Below are 18,489 nucleotides of genomic sequence, written 5' to 3'. Positions count from 1 at the left end.
ATGTAGGAACTGCAGTAACACTGGTTATCTATTACTCCTGCTGCTGGTCGGCAACCAAGCTAGCAGGAGTAACAGTATACCTGATCTTATTTAGGTATTTCAACATAAAAAGTAGTTCCTACACCTTCTTCAGACTCCAGCCATATTTTTCCTCCTAGGCTTTCTGCTATTTTTTTACTGATGGTTAATCCCATACCGGTTCCTGAATATTCACTGTTTGTGTGCAGGCGCTGGAATAAAATAAATACCTTCTCAAAGTAATCGGAATGGATTCCGATGCCATTGTCGGCAACAAAAAACTGCCAGCGATCCGGGTATTCCTTCACCCCGATATGTATTTTTGGCGGAGTATCTTTTTTACTGTATTTAAGTGCATTACTGATGAGATTCTGGAATACCTGCCTCATCGGAGCTGTATAGGAAAAGATAACCGGTAAAGGATCAATGCGGATAACGGCTTGCTTTTCTTTGATCTTTTTCTGCAACAGAAGGGTAACTTCATTGAGTAAGGTTTCCATATTAATATTCTCCTGTACACTTTCTACCCTTCCCACCCTCGAATATTCCAGTAAATCAAGGATAATCTGCCGCATACGTTTAGCGCCATCTACTGCGAAATAGATATACTGTTTTGCCTTATCATCCAGCACTGCCTCGTATTTTTTATCTAATTGAGTAAGAAAACTGGTAATCATCCGCAACGGTTCCTGCAAATCATGAGAAGCTACAAAAGCAAATTGTTCCAGTTCCATGTTAGAAACTGCCAGTTCTTCCGCCCGTTTCTTTAACTGCAGTTCATTTTCTTTCATCTTGCTTACATCTTCAGTAGACCCGATCATCCGCAATGCTTTACCCGTTTCATCCCGTAAGATGTAGGCTCTCTCATACACATAGGCATAACTGCCATCAGCTTTTTTAACGCGGTATTCATCATCCATATAAAATGTTTCCGTATTTTCTATCATACTGAAAATTTTCTGTTGAATCCGGTCTGCATCTTCAGCATGTATCAGCCGTAACCAGTCAAAGTCGGCCGATTGTGATATTTCCGGAGGATAACCCAACATTCTTTCTACATTGTCTGCATTGCGAACAAACAGGTTGTTGGTAAGATCCCAATCCCAGATAATATCGTTGGTGGCTTTTGCTGCGAGGTGATACCTTTCGTTGGATTCTCTGACATCTTTTTCGGCCTGTTTACGGTAGGTGATATCTTTCACATAAACAGATAATCCCTGGTAAGAAGGGTATACACTTACTTCATGCCATAGATCCAACGAAGCAAGGTGCATTTCGAAACGCTGACTTTTCTGCTCTGAAAAAGCGGCATTCAGATAATAATGGTAGTTGTCATCAAAATCATCCTGGTAAACTTCATACAAATGACGGTCCATTACCTCAGCTCTTGATTTACCCAGCACAGTTTCTGCCATCCGGTTCCAGTAAGTAATCCTTAAATCCTGGTCTACGGCAAAAAAAGCGTCCCCGATACTTTCCAGAATCGTATCTTTTTCATGAAGAATTCGTGTTACCGCCAATGCATTTAATTTCTGGGCATTGATATCCTGACAACTTCCAAACACCCGGATACATTTATCATTGATAAACTCTGCCTGCCCAATAATTCTGACCCATTTTTCTTTTCCGCTGGCAGTAATCAATATTACTTCTATATCATACGAGGTTCCATGCATCATGGCTTGCTCGTACGATTTTTTAATGAGGGGTTGGTGTATTTCTTTCACAAACTGAATACTTGATTCCAGATCTGGAACATATGATTCGTCAACTTCGTATATGTCGCGGGTAATATCCGACCAGAAATAGGTCTGCTGAATCAGATCCGATTCCCATCCGCCAATCTGGGCCAGTGTGGTAGCGGAATCAAGCAGTTGCTGCAATTCCTTTCCCTCTGTTACATTTTTTCCGACAGCAAAAAACAGGTTTTCTTCCAGCAGTGGGGTAGCCGTCCAGGAGATCCAGATATATTTTCCGGATTTTGTTAGCCACCTGTTTTCATACAGAAAGGAAAGATCGCCTTCGAGAAAATTTTTTTGCTCCCGGATGGTTTCTTCCCTGTCGTTGGGATGAACAAATTCTATATAAGGAACCGATAATAATTCCTGTTCGCTATATCCCAGCATATCTGTGAGTGCCGGGTTAATCTTTTTAAAATAACCATCTGTACCCACGATGGAGATAATATCAGGTGCAATACTGAAAACGCGGCTTAACTCCTGTTCTAATTGTTTTCTTTTTATCTCTGCACTGAGGTAATTGCCGATTTTACTGAAAAGCAGTTCATTTTTTTGATGCGCATCCGTTGATTCGTGCCTGTTCAGGAACATCAATACGCCTACTTTTTCCTGCCCATTCAATAAAGGAACACCCCAGATATGCTGTAAACCGGAACTCAGCGCATCTTCTTTACGGATAAAATCGTCTATCGCAGGAATATCGTTCCAGTAATGGATCGTTCCTGTATCCAGCGCTTTTCCTACCAGGCCTTCTTTAGTGGAAAGTGACCAATAGTCTCTTACATTGGCAACCCACCCGATCGTATTGTTTCTTTCAAATTTTGTAATCTGGCGAATACGCGTCTGGTCGGCACTGAGTAACCAGGTTTCTGCCACGTCTATATCTGCAAAACTGCATATTTCTACCAAAACATTTTCGAGGATCTGTTTCAGTTCTACCGGCTCTGCAAACAGGAGACTGATTTTTGCGAAAAGTGCATTCTGCAATTCCTCCAGTTTCCGGATGGTTACGTCTCTTTCTATGGCGATCCAATGGGTAAACCAACCATTTTTATCAGCTATGGGACTGACTGAAAAATTGATCCAGAACTCTTCCCCTGATTTTTTATAGTTGATGGTAGTTATCTCACAGGGTTCCCAGTTACGCAAAGCATTTCCGAGTCGCGCCAATTCATTTCTATCAGATTTCGGCCCCTGTAGTATTCTTGGCGTTTTGCCAATAACTTCTTCAGCCCGATAACCTGTCATTTTAGTAAACGCCTCATTCACATATACGATTGTAGGGCCCGGAGCATTAAATGGTTCTGCTTCCGTTATCAATACGGCATCCTGGGTATTGGTGATAACAGATTCTAATAAGCGCAAATGCAGCTCTTCTTCTTTTTGTTTGGTAATATCCTGCATCGCACCAATAACCCGTACGGCTCTGCCTTCTTTATCTCTGATGATAAGGGCATTGTTGGATACAAAAGCATAACTCCCGTCCGACCGAAGGAAACGATGTTCTTCTTCCCAGGTAGTTACATTTGAATACAGCGATTCATTTACTCTTTTCACCAGGTAGTCCTTTTCATCCGGATGAATTCTTGCCAGTACATTTTCCATATCGGATACAGAAGGGTCTTCCTTAAATCCAAAAATCCGGTAGTAGTTCTCCCCCCAGATCACTTTCCGCGTAGGTATATCCCAATCCCATACAGCATCAAATGTTGCTTTGGTTACATATTCATAACGCTGGTTAGCATCTCTGATATTCTGCTCCGCTTTTTTCCGCTCGGTGATATCCTGGGCTGTACCGAATATTCTTATCACAGTACCCGCAGCATTTTTCTGCCCATACCCGAACTCTTCGATGACTTTTTCTTCGCCCGCCGGGGTAGTGATATGATATTCCATGGAAAAAGGATCGCCCATGATCCGGGTATGCCTGTTATTATTAATCACCAATTCCTTGTCTTCCGCGTTTACCAGGTTAACAAAGGATTCAAATGAATCTGCAAAAGATGATTTATCAATCCCGAATACTTCGTACAATTCATCTGACCAGGTAACTTTATCTGTACTTAAATCATAATTCCAGCTTCCCATTTTGGCTAACCTACGTGCTTCTGCGAGATAGGTTTCTGTTTCTTTCAGTTTCTCTTCTGCCTGTATCTTTTCTGTAACATCATTACTGATTACCAGCGATGCACGTCGGCCATTATAATCGATGATTTGTCCTTTCAGGTCTATCATCATGATTTCCCCGTTCTTCTTCTTATGCCGCCATATCTTCCGATGTACCGGTCCGTAAGAAGATTCGTCCCTTACAAACTCATTCAACAGAGGAATATCCTCCTCCGGCCTGAGATCCCAGATGGTGAGAGATAAAAATTCTTCTCGCGTATACCCGTATTTCTCCAGGGCAATGGCATTACAGTCAAGGATTTTTTTGGTCTCAAAATCCCATATAACCATCGGAAAAGGATTTTCATCGAACAGCGTTTTATATTTCTGTTCAGATACAACCAGGGCCTTTTCCATTTCTATTTTCTCTGTCACATCCCTGCCTACGGCATAGCGTAGTTTTGATTCAGGATCCCATCTGGCCGACCACTCCATCTGCACAAGCCTGCCGGTTTTATGTACGTACCGGTTTCTGATAAACTGAACAGGGTCGCCCCCCATGATTCTTCCGATTTTATGCTGGGTATCCGACAGATCCTCTTGATATATGATATCAGTAAACTTTTTCCCGATCAGTTCCTCCGGCGTATATCCCCAGATCCTTTCTGCGGCATGGCTTACCTGTATAAAAACGCCTTCTGCCGTTAATGCACAGATCACATCCAAAGAAGAATCAAGTACTCTTCCAAGTTTATACTTGGCCTCCTTTAATGCCTCAATATTCAAGACCTCTTCGGTAATATCTTTTGCATTACAGCACACCCCGTACAACTGCCCCTCATCGTTGTACATACCGCTGAATGAGACGAGGCTATGCTGCTCCTTATTTGTAAAAGGATTCAGAAAACTTTCGCGGATATTAAAATTTTCACCATTGAATGCTCTCTGATAGTAATTCACCCATTCCTTGTTTTTGGCAGAACCGTATACCTCTGTCAAAACAGGATCACCTTCTTTAATGGACTTTCCGGTAGTTTGTTCTGTCAGTTGCCGGAATGCATTGTTGGCAGCAATCATACAAAAATCCTTATCAACGGACCAGATCAGGTCATTGGTTCCATTAATCAATGCATCCTGGTTAAACTTGGCCTGTTTCAGGGCCGCGGCCTGTTGGGATTCGTTTGTAACATCCAGCACGGTAGAAATCATGAGATTCTGATCATAGATCGGAATATTTCTGGCATTGATGATTCTTTCTTCACCTGTGCGCGTTGTAATTTGCACTTCATTCCATTGCATCCTATCCCTTACCCCACTCTGCATATCGGCCAGGATCCGCGCTTTTATTTTATTCCGGTAAACTTCATCGGGGTATACTTTTGTAAAAAACGTTTCTACATCTCTGAGTTCTTCTTCTGACCATCCGTATATTGATGCAAACTGGCTGTTAATGAGTGTAACGGCTCCATCATCGATATTATTTACAGCAATGCCGATGGGCAGATATTCAAGTATCAGTTCAATGAACTTATTACGCGACCACAATTGTTCCGAAAGTTTTGTCTGCGTCGCCTCAAGTTGTTTCTCTACAGTTTTATCAATGGAAGTGATAAATACGCCGATAATTTCGCCGAGTTCATTTTTGGCTGGATGATATCGTACAGAAAAATATTTGACAGTCTGATCAGGCAGGGTAACTGTATATTCCAGCACTTCTGTCTTACCCGTTAATACCCGCTCATAGATACCAGCAGATATCTCTCTTCTTTCAGGAACAAGATAATCGAGCAGGTATGCACCCTTTTTAAGGTCCTGTTTAAAATGCTCTTTATAAAACCTTTCACATTGTGCATTAAAAGAAATGATTTTCAGCTCCCTATCTACCAGCACAAATGATTCTTCTGTATTTTTGATCATAAGAGCGGTTTCCTGTTCCGCCCGTTTTCGTTCCGAGATATCATTAGCAATGATACTGGTATAGGCCGTTCCTACGGCATCATAGAAAACCGAAGATGAGATTTCTATGGTAAACCTTTCCCCGTTTTTTCTGATAGCGATCAATTCCCCTTTGGCGTGGCCAGTGGTATTTCTTTGCGCAATAAGGTCTTGAAAAGATTTTGTAGTGGTATCCATTATTTCCGCCCACCCCAACTTCCTGAACTCTTCCACCGTATAATAAAACATATGGCATGCGGCCGGATTGGCATCCAGTATGGTTCCATCTGGTTTTGTGAAGAAGATGGCAGACATTGAATTTTCGATCAATGCTTTGTAGTGAGACAGGCTAATTTCGTCTAGTTGTTTATTGGAATCTTCTCTCATACAACACAGTAGTTGGATATCAGGAAGATACGCAACTTACCCTGTAATTACTATTCGTTTGTAGTGATTAGTGTAAAATTCTGGCGTACATCTACGCAAAAAGTAGTACAAATTCTACAAGTGAAATTTACTTAACAGGATAAGGCAAGTAGGTGCATTAACTGTAGTATACATGGGATATATAAATAAGGCTATTCACTTTACATGCATTGTTGCTGTAACAAGTAAATTATCCTGTACAGAAAGAATACGCATGTAAAATATAGCCAGCCGGTGGTTATTTATCATAATTGTACTCTCCGGGGTTTACCCCTAACTCCAGGCTCCTAACTTTTAACTCCCAACTCTTTCCGCACAGCCGGCACCACTTTTGTACCAAACAATTCAATCGAACGCATGGTCATGGTATGAGGTACCAAACCCAGGCTGGCCTGTGCCAGAAAGCGGGTATTACCGAACAATTCATATTCAAAAAGAATTTTTTCAACCACCTGTTCTACACTGCCTACCATTAAAGCTCCACGGGGTGAGCGGGCTGCTTCGAATTGCGGGCGTGTTAAGGGTGGCCATCCCCTGTCGCGACCCACACGGTTCATCATGGCCGCATAATAAGGGAAGAAATTATCAGCTGCCTGTTGCGAATCTTCCGCAATAAATACATGATTGTTAACCCCGACCTGCAGATCGTTGATTTGTTGGCCCTGCTGAAGGGCCGTTTGTTTATACAGATTGACAAATCCGGCAAACTGTTCAGGCATGCCGCCAATGATGGCGAGCATGAGTGGCAATCCCAGTTTGGCGGCTCTTACGGCAGAAGCCGGTGTACCACCTGCTGCCAGCCATATGGGTAGCCTGGTTTGATATGCTCTCGGATAAACACCCAGTTCTTTTATTTCCGGTCTGTGTTTACCCGTCCATGATATTTTTTCAGTTTTATTCAGTTTTAGTAAGAGGTCTAATTTTTCCGTGAAGAGGGAATCGTAATCGTCCAAGTTGTATCCGAACAGCGGAAAGGATTCAATAAAAGACCCACGGCCAGCCATGATCTCTGCACGGCCACCAGATAACAGATCAACCGTAGCAAATTCCTGGTACACCCTTACCGGATCATCTGAACTGAGTACGGTTACGGCACTCGTCAGTTTTATTTGTTTGGTAACCATGGCGGCAGCAGCCAGTACTGTGGCCGGAGAGGATACAGCATAATCGGGGCGGTGATGTTCCCCGATACCGAATACATCCAGGCCCAACTGGTCTGCAAGCTGTATTTCTTCCAGCAGATTTTTCATTCGCTGCAAACCATTCACCCCTTTACCACTGGTTTCCGGTTCCATATCTGCAAAACTCATCATGCCGATTTCCATAGTTGTCTGTTTTAAAAGCTACGCAAATTTAACAGGTAAACCAGTGCAACCCAGAGAAAGAAACATCTACTCCGCAAGTCCGCCCCTGCCACTGTATAACTGTATCGGTTTATCCAGTTTCACTTTTAATACGGTAACATAGGGATCCTGTACGCCTTCCGGCACCTGTATATATACCAATCCCGGAACGGGACTCCAGGAAATCTTTCCTACGATCTTGTGAGACAATTTTGTGTTATTACCCAATACGGAAATATCCTGTATTTTATTCTTTAATCCCTTCAGGGTAATTTCTCCACTGATTTTTCCCTGGAGAAAAAGATACAGGCTGGTAGAATCTTTCGACAAGGTAGTAGCACCATAAAAATGACCTTTCGGAATGCCCGCTATGGTATTGAATATGGCTTCTCCGTTTTTCCGGTTCCACTTACCAAGTTCTTTCAGCACATGGATCTGCGGTTCGGGAATGGTGCCATCTTCTTTGGGGCCCATATCCAGCAACAGGTTACCGCCATTGGCCACAGCATCTACAAAAATAGTGATCACTTCATACGGCGTTTTCCAGTTCTCGTCGTTGTGAAACCCCCAGTTATCGTTGGTGGTCATGCAGAGTTCCCACCAGTGGTAAGGTGGTTTGGTTACAGGAAAATTCTGTTCGGGTGTTTCATAATCGCCGTAGCCCTGTAAACGACTGTTAAGGATCGCGTTTGAATTACCGGATAAAATCATATTCCGCACTTTCTGCGCTTCCCATTCTTCGGCGCTGTGTTCCCAATCGCCATCAAACCACCAGAGATCGGGGTTAAACAGGGAATTGATTTCCTGGATCTGCTCCTGAAAGAAAGTTCTAAACCGGTTCCAGCGGCTGTAGTCCTTTGCCACCTGGTAGCGGGCACTATCTTTCAGGAAACCCGGATAATCCGGATGCGACCAATCGATGAGTGAATAGTAAGCGCCGGTTTTGATATTTCGTTTACGCAGTTCTTCAAAAAAAGGTTTGATCAGGTCTTTTTTGGCGGGAGTGGCTTTTACAGAACTGAGATTATTCAAACGGGTATCGTACATGGCTACGCCATCGTGGTGTTTGGTAGTAATAACCGCATAACGGGCACCGCTTTCTTGGATCAGATCGGCCCAGAAAGCCGGGTCATATTTAGCCAATGTGAACCCGTTTAACTGCTGCATATACTCTGCGTAAGGAATTTTTTTATTATAAAAACCCCAGGATTCATCTACTCCTTTTACACTATAAATTCCTGCATGAATAAAAATGCCCAGTTTGGCATCTGCAAACCATTGCATTTTAGGGCGGATGGATGCAGGATCGATTTTTGGCTGGGACTTACTCAACAGACCTGATAAACAAAACAGGAACAGCGGAATACCTTTTTTTATAATCGTTGGCATAGAGACAGTTTGTGATGATTGGCTATTTTTTCTACAGTATGCACCGGTAATGTAAACTGCAGCAGGCAGTACTGTAAATTTTCTGAAAAATACGGCTAAATTGTTTCAGTTGCTTACGAGGAGATAGCAACTCGTTGGGGACTTCTGCAGTATCTGATAAACCCTGCATTTATTTCCAGCGGTTGGGCACTATCACTTCTATCATAGTTCCCTGCCCCAATCCGGTTGTCAGGGTTAGTTCTCCTTTCAACGAATGGGCTCTTTCTCTGAGACCGATCAGTCCCAGATGGGTTGTTTTCTGGTTGGTATCAAACCCCTTTCCATTGTCTTTGATCAAGAGATGTATATTTTCACCTTGTTCCTTGATGTAGACCTCTACCTGGCTAGCCTGCGCGTGGCGCAATACATTGGTCATAGATTCCTGGCAGATCCTGAAAAATTCGGTTTTCGCTTCGGGTGATAATTTACTGTCGTCAAAATCCCGTGTAAATCGGCAGTTAATCTGATGGTTCTCCTGCAGTTGTTCACATTGCCATTGCAGGGCGTCGTTCAAATTACGTTCATCCAATGCAATGGGCCTGATGGAAGTAGCGATCCGCCGGACAGAGCTGATCATCAAATCAGACAGTTCCATTGAACGGTTTATCTTTTCAAGACAGGGTTCACTGAGATCAGCTGATTTCAATTTCAGCATGTATAACTGCAACTGAATAGCCGTTGCGAGCTGTCCTATTTCGTCATGTATTTCGCGGGCGATAAACTTCCTTTCATCTTCCCTTGCCTCTTTTAAGTGCTGGGAAAGCTGTTGCATTTCATCCAGTGTATTCCGTAACTGCTGTTCCGCATTACGCCTGGCAGAAATATCGGCGATCATGGAACATCCGATCTGTTTGCCATGTATGTCATGAAAAAGAACAGAAGCGATCTCGCAGGGAAATCTTTCTCCGTTTTTCCTGATCCCGGTAAACTCTCCCTTCACCTTTCCTTTTTCATCCCGCTCAATGATTTTTGCCTGTACGGTTTCATCTTTGGTATCAAACAGTGTATGATGGTCAAGTTGGGTAAACTCCTCACGGCTATACCCGAACATAGCAGTGGCTGCGGCATTGGATTCCTGTATACAACCCGCCGGAGGTGCAAGAAAAATAGCATACAACGAATTGTCAATCACTGCCCGGTATTTTTCTTCATTGGCCCTGATAATGCTTTCTGCTTCCTGTTTGGCTTTTCTTATTCTGAATTCTTCCAGTTCTCTTTTCACCGCTTCTCCCAGGCGCTGCAGGTTCCCTTTCATCAGGTAATCACTGGCACCCTTTTTCATCATCTGCACCGCTGCTTCTTCTCCAATGGTACCCGATATCAGTATAAAGGGGATATCAAAACCTGATTTCTTTACAATCGCCAACGCTTGTGCCCCACCAAAACCCGGTATATTAAAATCTGACAAAATAATATCCCATGCCCGTTGGGTTAACGCGTCTGATAGTGCGTCTGCATTATCTACCCTTTCCCATTCAATCTCAAAATTTTCTTTTTCCAGCTGCCTGATTATCAGGGCAGCATCCATTTCATCGTCTTCGCAAAGCAGTAACTGCAGTTTCATTTTCATAACCAATTATTTAACAGGTGGTGGAGTTTCATTTAGTATTAACCAGTATATCCCCAGTTGTTTGATCGCTTCTACAAACTGGTTAAAATCAACCGGTTTTCTGATATAACTGTTCACGCCCAGGTCGTAACTCGCTGCTACATCCTGTTCTTCTTTGGATGTAGTTAAAATCACCACCAGTGCCCGTCGGGTAATGGGGTGCTCTCTCACCCTTCGCAACACTTCCAGTCCATCTACCAATGGCAGTTTCAGATCCAGCAGTATCAGGGCTGGCAGATCTTCGATATTCCGGTCGGCATATTTTCGTTCTGCAAATAAAAAATCAAGTGCTTCCTGGCCATCTTCCACATGAATAACCGGATTCAACAGTTTGTTTCTGTCGAATGCCCGCATGGCCAATGCGGCGTCGCTGGGATTATCTTCTACCAGCAGAATAGATTTGCTATTCATGGTTTTTCTTTTATGGTGAAATAAAAAGTAGCTCCTTCATCAGGTTTGGCTTCTGCCCATATATCACCCTGGTGCAAACTGATGATCCGTTTTACGATAGCCAGCCCGATACCTGTTCCCGGAAATTCACTTTGCCGATGCATTCGCTGAAAAGCGCCAAACAGATTTTTGGCCGTAGCCATGTCAAAACCAGCGCCATTGTCTTTGACAAAAAAAGCCGGTTTCCCGTCATATTCCGTTAGTCCGAATCCGATCTCACCCCTTTCTTTTCTGGAAGTGAACTTGCAGGCATTACTGAGCAGGTTGGTGAGGGCAATCTCCAGCAGACTGGCATCACCCTTTACCATCAAACCGGGTGTAATATTGAAATGAATTTGCCGCCCGGAAGTTTCCTCCTGCAAACGCGCTACAATTATTGCCGTAATCTCCGACAGATCTACCTTTGCGGGCTTTAGTTCTGTACGGGCTATTCTTGACAATTTCAACAGGTCATCAATCAGTTCCCCCATTCGTTGTGTCTCGGTTCTTACTCGGTTAATATACTGGTTGGCTTTTTCATCGAGTTGTGTTCCGTAATCTTCCAGCAAAGCCAGGCTCCAGCCATCAATACCCCGTAAAGGAGCGCGCAGATCGTGTGATACGGAATAAGAAAAAGCCTCCAGTTCTTTATTGGCCGTGATCAGTTGGGCCGTTCTTTCATCTATAATATGCTCAAGTGAAATATTCAGCTTTTCAAGCTCCTTTTGTGCCTGCTTCAGTTCTGTTACATCAATAATGATTACCATCACTCCATGCACTTCGCCTGTCTCATCTTTCAACGGTATATAAGAAGAGATGGTACTGTATCCCACCATACTATCTTCCATCCTGACCTGGCCGCCACGCAGCACTTTTTGAAAAATGCCCATGATCTTTTTCGCCCTGTCGGGCGTAACAATATCCATTACTTTTTTCCCAAGCAGCTCTCCTTTGCTGTAACCAAATTTTTCCAGCATATCCCCTTCCACCAAAGTATAGGTGAGCTCTGTATCCAATAAACAGATAGCCGAACCCGGTATATTGGAAGCAATTGTACGGTACAGCCTTTCGCTTTTCTGCAATAATTGTTCTGCTACTTTTCTTTGTGTAATATCCTGGAGGTTAGCCACAATTGCCTGAACTGCATCATCGTTCAAGAGGTTGGTCAGAAACCCTTCGAGCCATACATAATACCCTTCAAAATGCCGCATCCGGAACTTGATGGGTACCGGTATTCGCTGGGTATGTAATATTTTTTCAATGCTTTGGTTATACGCAGGAACATCTTCCGGATGCACCCTCGACAGCCGGTACTCCGGTGTATTCTCTTCCATATACCCAATAATTCTGGCAGCAGACGGGCTCCGGTAAATGGTGTTAAGATCTGCATCCATCAATAAAAAAATCTCATGACTGCTTTCGATCACCCCGCGGAAACGTTTCTCGCTTTTGGCAATGGCTTCGTTCAGTAACCTTACTTTCTCATCCAACTCCCTTTTCATGGTTACGTCTGCAGAAAGTACGAAAATGCCTTCGGGCACGGGTTGCACACTGATCTCAAAAGTCTGAACCGTCTGGTCGGGGAAATCGAATTTCTCTTCGAAATGCAAGGGTTGGCGGTCTTTCAGGCATTTCTGGTACGATTGGTAAATGGGCGCCTGTTCCACACCGGGATATAATTCGGGTAATGTACGGCCGATCATCTGCTCTTTGGTGAATTTGGCCTGGTCGGCCAGTTTATCATTTACATAAATAAGGCGTCCATCAAATCCAATGATCTGTACGCCTTCCATCATGGTATCCAATGTCTGCCGGTACCGCGCTTCACTCTTCTGCAGTTTCTCTTCTGCTTCTTTCTGGCTGGTAATATCAAGACTCATGATCAGTCTTGCTTTTTTGCCTTCAAAGTCAATATCGCTTGCGTTAATACCCACACGAATGCGGGTGCCATCTTTTTTAACATGCTCCCATATACCTCGGTTGAACGTTTTATGGGGGTCGATGATTGGTGTTGTACTCAGAAATCGCTCTTTTTCTTTTTCAGTGCGGATATCTGCCGCACTCATACTGAGAAACTCTTCTCTCGTGTACCCGTAGTTGTCAATGGCTGCCTGGTTTACATCAAGGTAACGGTAACCGGGAATTTCTACCACAAACATGGGTATCGGACTTTTTGCAAAGTAGGTCCGGTATTTTTCGGAGGCTTCTGCCAGTATTTTTTCTTCCCTTTTACGCAGACTGATATCCTGTGCAATTTTGGAAATACCTACCAGTTTACCGGCCATGTCTTTTACGGGTGATAAAGAAATGGCTATGGGGATCCGTGTTCCGCTTTTGGTTATCCTTTCTGTTTCATAGTTATCCACCCTTTTGCCAGACAGGATATTCCGTACCAGAGTCGCGTCTTCCTCCATCAGATCCGGGGGAATCAAGATGGAAATAGTTTTACCGATCAGTTCCTCCTTGCTATAGCCAAACAGCTTTTCTGCGCCGTGATTACAACTGATAATCTTTCCGTTCAGGTCTTTACTCAGCACGGCATCATCGGTAGAATTGATGATCCATTCCTGCAACTGCTGTTTTTCTTCTTTGTCTTTTTTTTCTGTGATATCTATACTGATGGATAAAGACTGAACCAAAGTACCTTCACTATCAAACAATGGAATAATGGTAGTATCCATCCAGAATAAGGAACCGTTTTTGCGTTTATTTTTGATCTCGCCCTTCCAGATATGACCGGAATTACTCGCTTTCCATAAACTATCGAAAAAAGATTGGTCATGATAACCAGAAGCGAGGATTTTCCGGTTTTGCCCCAGCAGTTCATCAGACCTGTAACCCGTAACAGAACAGAACAACTCATTCACATGAAGAAATACGCCTTCCTTACTGATCAGCGCAATCATCTGCTCAGGATTTTTCAGAATTAGATCGGATAGCGGGAGATGCATTTTACACTATTGATTCAGTTATCAGATGAAACAAGTGAAACGCCTCTTAAATATATAATAAAAAAATTATCTATCCTACACTTTTTTGTTTTTCCAGCACTCCAATTCTACTATTCTGATCTTCAGTCAAATAAAAATATACTGTTTCACTTTCTATCAATCAGGTAATCAATGCGTAAGCAAATATTACCCTTACCAAAAATCAATTTCGGCGGCTTACGAATAAAATGGGTAATCAAATCGGCAGTTTATGAATCGGGCGGTTCGGCTTTACCGGAAAGCTGTCAGGCCTGGCGGCTCCAGACTATTTTTTTTCCGAAACCCAGACTGCTATCCGTCATTTTAATATTGTCGATGCGGATGGTCCAGACAAATCCAGGTATGGCCACTGCCATCGGGTTCTTCAGATAATACTGTGTAGCGGCATGCCGGGCAAGCGGATCTTCTTCGGATAATAATGCGCCTTCAAACTGTATCCCTTTTACCAGCATTTTCTGCAGTTTGTCAGGCAGGATGGTTCCGGCCACTTGCGGTTTATCCTTCAACAGGATAGAATGGCGGGTATCTTTAGATGATTTATAATACAATAAATGCTCTTTGCTATCGTATGCATAAAAACAACTAAAACAATAAGGCATACAGTTGGTATCCATACAACAAATGCTCGCAGCGGTCTGTTGTGATATGAAATCGTTGATAGGATCTTTCATACAATTTTGATAATGTTCACCGGGCAGGCTTTGGCTACAACTGCAGACTGTTCCATAACCTCCCCGGGAACGGCTAACTGAAAAATGCCCTTTTTGCTGATGCTTCGCAGCAATATGGCTTTGCCATCTTTTCTCGACATACGCCAAAGCGAAGGTTGCTGTTCATAACACACGCCACACCCGACGCATTTATTGCGGTAATGAATGATCTTAGGCATGTGTTGTGTCTACCATTTTATACAGTTTATCTGCTGCGGTTACTTTTAAGGGAAAGAGAAGCGTGATCCTGTCTCCTTTATCTGCTTTAAGAGCCTGCACTCCATTTACATACAGTGTTTCCGGTTTTTCTTTTACCATGCCGCAAAGCGGGCCTGTGATGAGTAAGGTATCTCCTATTTGTATACTGCCCGACTCAATTGTAAACTCTGCCACTTTTTTTTGTGGATAGTAACGGCTGCCTTTCCCGATATAGATCTTTTTCTCTGTGGCAGACGAGCCGGATTGTGTGGTCCATTCGCCTGTTTTGCGGCCCAGGTAATAGCCTTCCCAGAAACCCCGGTTATACACTTTCTCCAATGCTGTTTTCCAGCTGGCGATTTTTTCGGCGGTAAAACTGCCTTCCGCTACGGCATCTGCTGCTTCCCGGTAACATTGGGTAACAGTGTGTACATAATCGGCACCCTTTGGGCGGCCTTCTATTTTCAATACAGATACACCAGCCTGGATCACTTCGTCAAGTATGTCAATGGTACAAAGGTCTTTCGGCGACATAATATATTCATTCTCTACCAGCAGTTCATCACCGCTGTCGGTATCTTTTACCAGGTAAGAACGGCGGCAGTTCTGTGTGCAGGCACCGCGGTTGGCGGAAGCATTCTGCTGGTGCAGGCTGAGGTAACATTTGCCTGACACGGCCATACACAAAGCCCCGTGAACAAAAATTTCGATCCTCACCAACTCGCCCGAAGGGCCCGTAATGTTTTTTCGTTTGATGCCGGCAACGATCTGCGCTACCTGTTTCAGCGTTAATTCTCTCGCTAATACGATCACATCTGCAAAAGCAGCAAAGAATTGTACGGATTCGATGTTCGTGATATTAGCCTGTGTAGAAATATGCAAAGGCATTTCCAACTCCCGGCAGTAGCCGATCACGGCAAAGTCGGCCGCAATCACGGCATCTATGTTTTGCTTTTTCGCTTCCTTGATCAGGCTCCGCAGCAACTGCCTGTCGTGATCGTACATTACCGTGTTCAGTGTGAGATAGGCTTTGATACCGGCAGCTTTACAGGCCTGACTGATTTTTTTGATATCTGTTACTGAAAACACATTGGCCGAGCGGCTGCGCATATTCAATTGTTCCACCCCAAAATAAATGGCGTCGGCACCGGCGTTGATCGCTGCCTGCAAACTATCGAAAGAGCCAACGGGGGCTAAAATTTCTACCGTTCTTTTTTTCATACCAATACAGGTTTCGTTGATAGCTTTCGTGCGACGGCTGTTTCTCTCCGTATCAAAGCCCCTTCGTATTCCTCTTTTTCTGATGCAGTTACAGGTTTCATACTGATCACTTTTGTTACTTTTCCCTTTTTATCCAGGGCCACAAAAGTGAAATAAGCTTTACTGATCAGGTATTTTCTGGCTTTCAGCACTTTACGCGCATGCGCTTCCACCAGAATTTCCATAGAGCTGTTAAAGGCCCTGGTGATGGTGGCCCGGATGATAATAATATCTCCGCTATACGCCGCCGCTTTAAAAGCCACTTCATTGATGGAGGCGGTAACACAGATCTGATCAGCATGGGTTTGCGCACAAACAGCTGCAGCAATGTCCATCCATTCTACCAATCTGCCACCCTGTAGTATTCCCATCGGGTTGGTATCGTTGGGGCATACCACTTCGGTTTTAATGGTGACTGATTCAGCTGCTGTTTTATCATTCACTTTTTTCATTCGGTAAATATTGGCAAATATAATAATTAAGGATAGTTTTGTCCTTAATTATTTAATCCTATGGTTACAGACAAGTCCAGGCTGCTGACGTTGGTGTTGCTCGCTATCGGTTTTCTCCTGTATTCCATTACTTTATACTCAACCCAGCCCCGAAAAACCCCGGCAGTTACTGAATTGAGCAGTAAGGGTAAGCTTGTTTGGCAGCAGTATAACTGCACCGGATGCCACCAGGTATATGGGTTGGGAGGATATCTGGGACCCGACCTGACCAATACCTATTCCCGCAAAGGGCCCGCGTATATCAAAGCGTTTTTAGCTGGTGGCACAGTTACCATGCCCAACTTTCGGCTCAGCGCGGAAGAGATGGAGGCGCTGGTGGCTTACTTACAAAATATAGATGCATCGGGTACAGCTGACCCGAGAAGTTTTACGATTCATACAAATGGAACCATTGAACAGTAAACAATTATCGACCGCCAAATTATTTTGTATTTCTGGCCTGTTATTACTCGCCAGCGGTATGGTATGGGGTGTTACCGGCGGACTCCAATACCTGGTACCCGGATTTCTTAAACAGTATCTTTCATTTGAAAAAGTCAGGCCCCTGCATGTATCTTCTGTGGTATTCTGGATCATTTTCGGCGCCATGGGTGCAGTGATGAGTTACCTGCAGCAGCATACCGGTAAAAAAATGTATTCGTCTCTGCTGTTCAGGATCCAGTTCCTGCTTTTTGGTATTACTGTAATCCTGATACTGGTTTCTTACTGCGCAGGTATTTTTGGCGGAAGGGAATATTGGGAATTTCATCCCCTGTTGGCTTTACCTATTGTGGTGGGTTGGCTTTTATTCCTTTTCAATTTCCTGAAAACAGTAGGTAGCCTGCGGCAACAGCCGGTATATGTGTGGATGTGGCTAACAGGTATTGTCTTCTTCCTCTTCACCTTTCTTGAATCCTATTTATGGGTATTCCCGTATTTCAGGATGCATGTAGTAAAGGATATGACCATTCAATGGAAATCCTATGGTTCGATGGTGGGTTCCTGGAACATGCTGATCTATGGCAGCAGTATTTTTCTGATGGACAAGATCAACCAACACAAAAAATACAGTTATTCCACTATTGCATTTGTTTTGTACTTCACCGGACTTTTTAACCTGATGTTCAACTGGGGTCATCATATTTACACTTTACCCACCCATGCCTATGTAAAACATATCAGTTACGCGGTAAGTATGACAGAATTATTTATCCTGGGCAGGATCATTTATTTATGGAAGGTTTCGCTTACAGAAGCTAAAAAGCATTTCTTCAGGCTAAGCTACCGTTTTCTCGCAGCGGCAGATGTATGGGTGTTTTTAACCCTCGTGCTGGCGATCTTTATGTCTATTCCCGGCATCAATGTGTACACGCATGGCACGCATATTACGGTGGCACATACCATGGGTGCTACCATTGGTATCAACAGTTTTATCCTGCTTGCCATTGCTTTTGATATACTGTCTGATACCTGCCAATCCTTCGAGCCTTTTAAGAAACTATTCAACAGGGGTTTCTGGCTGGCTAATATTTCGCTGCTGGTATTCTGGCTGAGCCTGATCGGAGCAGGCTTCCTAAAAGCCAAATGGCAGATGCAAACTGACCCCGTGCCGTTTCAGACCATGATGCTACAACTACGGCCCTTTTTCGTCCTGTTTTTGATATCGGGTATTACCCTGATGAGTGGCATGTTACTGCTGATCTACCCGCTGGTAAGAAACCAATGGGTATGTTACTTCCAGCAATCAGGTGATAGACAAAAACCACAGCACTTCCCTCGTATGAGTCGATTTTCCATTGAATAATGT

General features: G+C 43.7%; 12 protein-coding genes. 2 read left to right on the top strand and 10 right to left on the bottom strand.

The genetic code is table 11. The annotated features are described in order from the left end of the window. Nucleotides 1-86: 86 nt before the first annotated feature. From AC1RNB_RS01335 to AC1RNB_RS01290, 10 genes are all read right to left on the bottom strand, one after another. Nucleotides 87-6,185, bottom strand: a complete 6,099-nt coding sequence (locus tag AC1RNB_RS01335; RefSeq protein WP_493080035.1) for a PAS domain S-box protein — start codon at nucleotides 6,183-6,185, stop codon at nucleotides 87-89. A gap of 326 nt (nucleotides 6,186-6,511) precedes the next feature. Further along, entirely contained in the window at nucleotides 6,512-7,549 is a 1,038-nt protein-coding gene (locus AC1RNB_RS01330; RefSeq protein ID WP_493080033.1) for an LLM class flavin-dependent oxidoreductase, read from the bottom strand. Between the two features lie 66 nt (nucleotides 7,550-7,615). Further along, a complete protein-coding gene (locus AC1RNB_RS01325) occupies nucleotides 7,616-8,956 on the bottom strand; it encodes an alpha-L-fucosidase (RefSeq protein ID WP_493080031.1) in 1,341 nt (446 codons plus the stop codon). A 169-nt stretch (nucleotides 8,957-9,125) separates the two neighbouring features. Then, entirely contained in the window at nucleotides 9,126-10,565 is a 1,440-nt protein-coding gene (locus AC1RNB_RS01320; protein ID WP_493080029.1) for a PAS domain-containing sensor histidine kinase, read from the bottom strand. A 6-nt stretch (nucleotides 10,566-10,571) separates the two neighbouring features. After that, a complete protein-coding gene (locus tag AC1RNB_RS01315; protein ID WP_493080028.1) occupies nucleotides 10,572-11,015 on the bottom strand; it encodes a response regulator in 444 nt (147 codons plus the stop codon). Continuing rightward, nucleotides 11,012-13,984, bottom strand: a complete 2,973-nt coding sequence (locus tag AC1RNB_RS01310; protein WP_493080026.1) for a PAS domain S-box protein — start codon at nucleotides 13,982-13,984, stop codon at nucleotides 11,012-11,014. The genes AC1RNB_RS01315 and AC1RNB_RS01310 overlap by 4 nt, the downstream gene beginning before the upstream one ends. Before the next feature lie 284 nt (nucleotides 13,985-14,268). Continuing rightward, nucleotides 14,269-14,694 (bottom strand): hypothetical protein, encoded by a 426-nt coding sequence (locus AC1RNB_RS01305; RefSeq protein WP_493080025.1) that lies wholly within the window; start codon nucleotides 14,692-14,694, stop codon nucleotides 14,269-14,271. Next, on the bottom strand, nucleotides 14,691-14,912 hold the full coding sequence (locus AC1RNB_RS01300) for a ferredoxin (RefSeq protein ID WP_493080024.1): 222 nt from the start codon (nucleotides 14,910-14,912) through the stop codon (nucleotides 14,691-14,693). Before AC1RNB_RS01300 ends, AC1RNB_RS01305 begins: the two co-directional genes overlap by 4 nt. Beyond that, on the bottom strand, nucleotides 14,905-16,152 hold the full coding sequence (locus AC1RNB_RS01295) for a peptidase U32 family protein (RefSeq protein ID WP_493080023.1): 1,248 nt from the start codon (nucleotides 16,150-16,152) through the stop codon (nucleotides 14,905-14,907). The genes AC1RNB_RS01300 and AC1RNB_RS01295 overlap by 8 nt, the downstream gene beginning before the upstream one ends. Then, nucleotides 16,149-16,643: an acyl-CoA thioesterase gene (locus AC1RNB_RS01290; RefSeq protein ID WP_493080021.1), complete on the bottom strand. Its 495-nt coding sequence runs from the start codon at nucleotides 16,641-16,643 to the stop codon at nucleotides 16,149-16,151. The genes AC1RNB_RS01295 and AC1RNB_RS01290 overlap by 4 nt, the downstream gene beginning before the upstream one ends. Nucleotides 16,644-16,703: 60 nt before the next feature. On the opposite strand from AC1RNB_RS01290, the gene AC1RNB_RS01285 reads away from it, so the two are divergent. Beyond that, nucleotides 16,704-17,105: a c-type cytochrome gene (locus AC1RNB_RS01285; protein ID WP_493080020.1), complete on the top strand. Its 402-nt coding sequence runs from the start codon at nucleotides 16,704-16,706 to the stop codon at nucleotides 17,103-17,105. Further along, on the top strand, nucleotides 17,086-18,486 hold the full coding sequence (locus AC1RNB_RS01280; RefSeq protein WP_493080018.1) for a cbb3-type cytochrome c oxidase subunit I: 1,401 nt from the start codon (nucleotides 17,086-17,088) through the stop codon (nucleotides 18,484-18,486). Before AC1RNB_RS01285 ends, AC1RNB_RS01280 begins: the two co-directional genes overlap by 20 nt. The last annotated feature ends 3 nt before the right edge of the window (nucleotides 18,487-18,489 follow it).

This window comes from Sediminibacterium sp. GW821-FHT12F12, from assembly GCF_058806635.1.
Note: the sequence above shows the minus strand (reverse complement) of the source record. Positions and strands in the feature narration are given on the sequence as shown.

Coding starts and splice junctions, on each gene's coding strand:
- AC1RNB_RS01335 (WP_493080035.1), bottom strand. CDS start 6,185: ATGAGAGAAGATTCCAATAAACAACTAGACGAAATTAGCCTGTCTCAC.
- AC1RNB_RS01330 (WP_493080033.1), bottom strand. CDS start 7,549: ATGGAAATCGGCATGATGAGTTTTGCAGATATGGAACCGGAAACCAGT.
- AC1RNB_RS01325 (WP_493080031.1), bottom strand. CDS start 8,956: ATGCCAACGATTATAAAAAAAGGTATTCCGCTGTTCCTGTTTTGTTTA.
- AC1RNB_RS01320 (WP_493080029.1), bottom strand. CDS start 10,565: ATGAAAATGAAACTGCAGTTACTGCTTTGCGAAGACGATGAAATGGAT.
- AC1RNB_RS01315 (WP_493080028.1), bottom strand. CDS start 11,015: ATGAATAGCAAATCTATTCTGCTGGTAGAAGATAATCCCAGCGACGCC.
- AC1RNB_RS01310 (WP_493080026.1), bottom strand. CDS start 13,984: ATGCATCTCCCGCTATCCGATCTAATTCTGAAAAATCCTGAGCAGATG.
- AC1RNB_RS01305 (WP_493080025.1), bottom strand. CDS start 14,694: ATGAAAGATCCTATCAACGATTTCATATCACAACAGACCGCTGCGAGC.
- AC1RNB_RS01300 (WP_493080024.1), bottom strand. CDS start 14,912: ATGCCTAAGATCATTCATTACCGCAATAAATGCGTCGGGTGTGGCGTG.
- AC1RNB_RS01295 (WP_493080023.1), bottom strand. CDS start 16,152: ATGAAAAAAAGAACGGTAGAAATTTTAGCCCCCGTTGGCTCTTTCGAT.
- AC1RNB_RS01290 (WP_493080021.1), bottom strand. CDS start 16,643: ATGAAAAAAGTGAATGATAAAACAGCAGCTGAATCAGTCACCATTAAA.
- AC1RNB_RS01285 (WP_493080020.1), top strand. CDS start 16,704: ATGGTTACAGACAAGTCCAGGCTGCTGACGTTGGTGTTGCTCGCTATC.
- AC1RNB_RS01280 (WP_493080018.1), top strand. CDS start 17,086: ATGGAACCATTGAACAGTAAACAATTATCGACCGCCAAATTATTTTGT.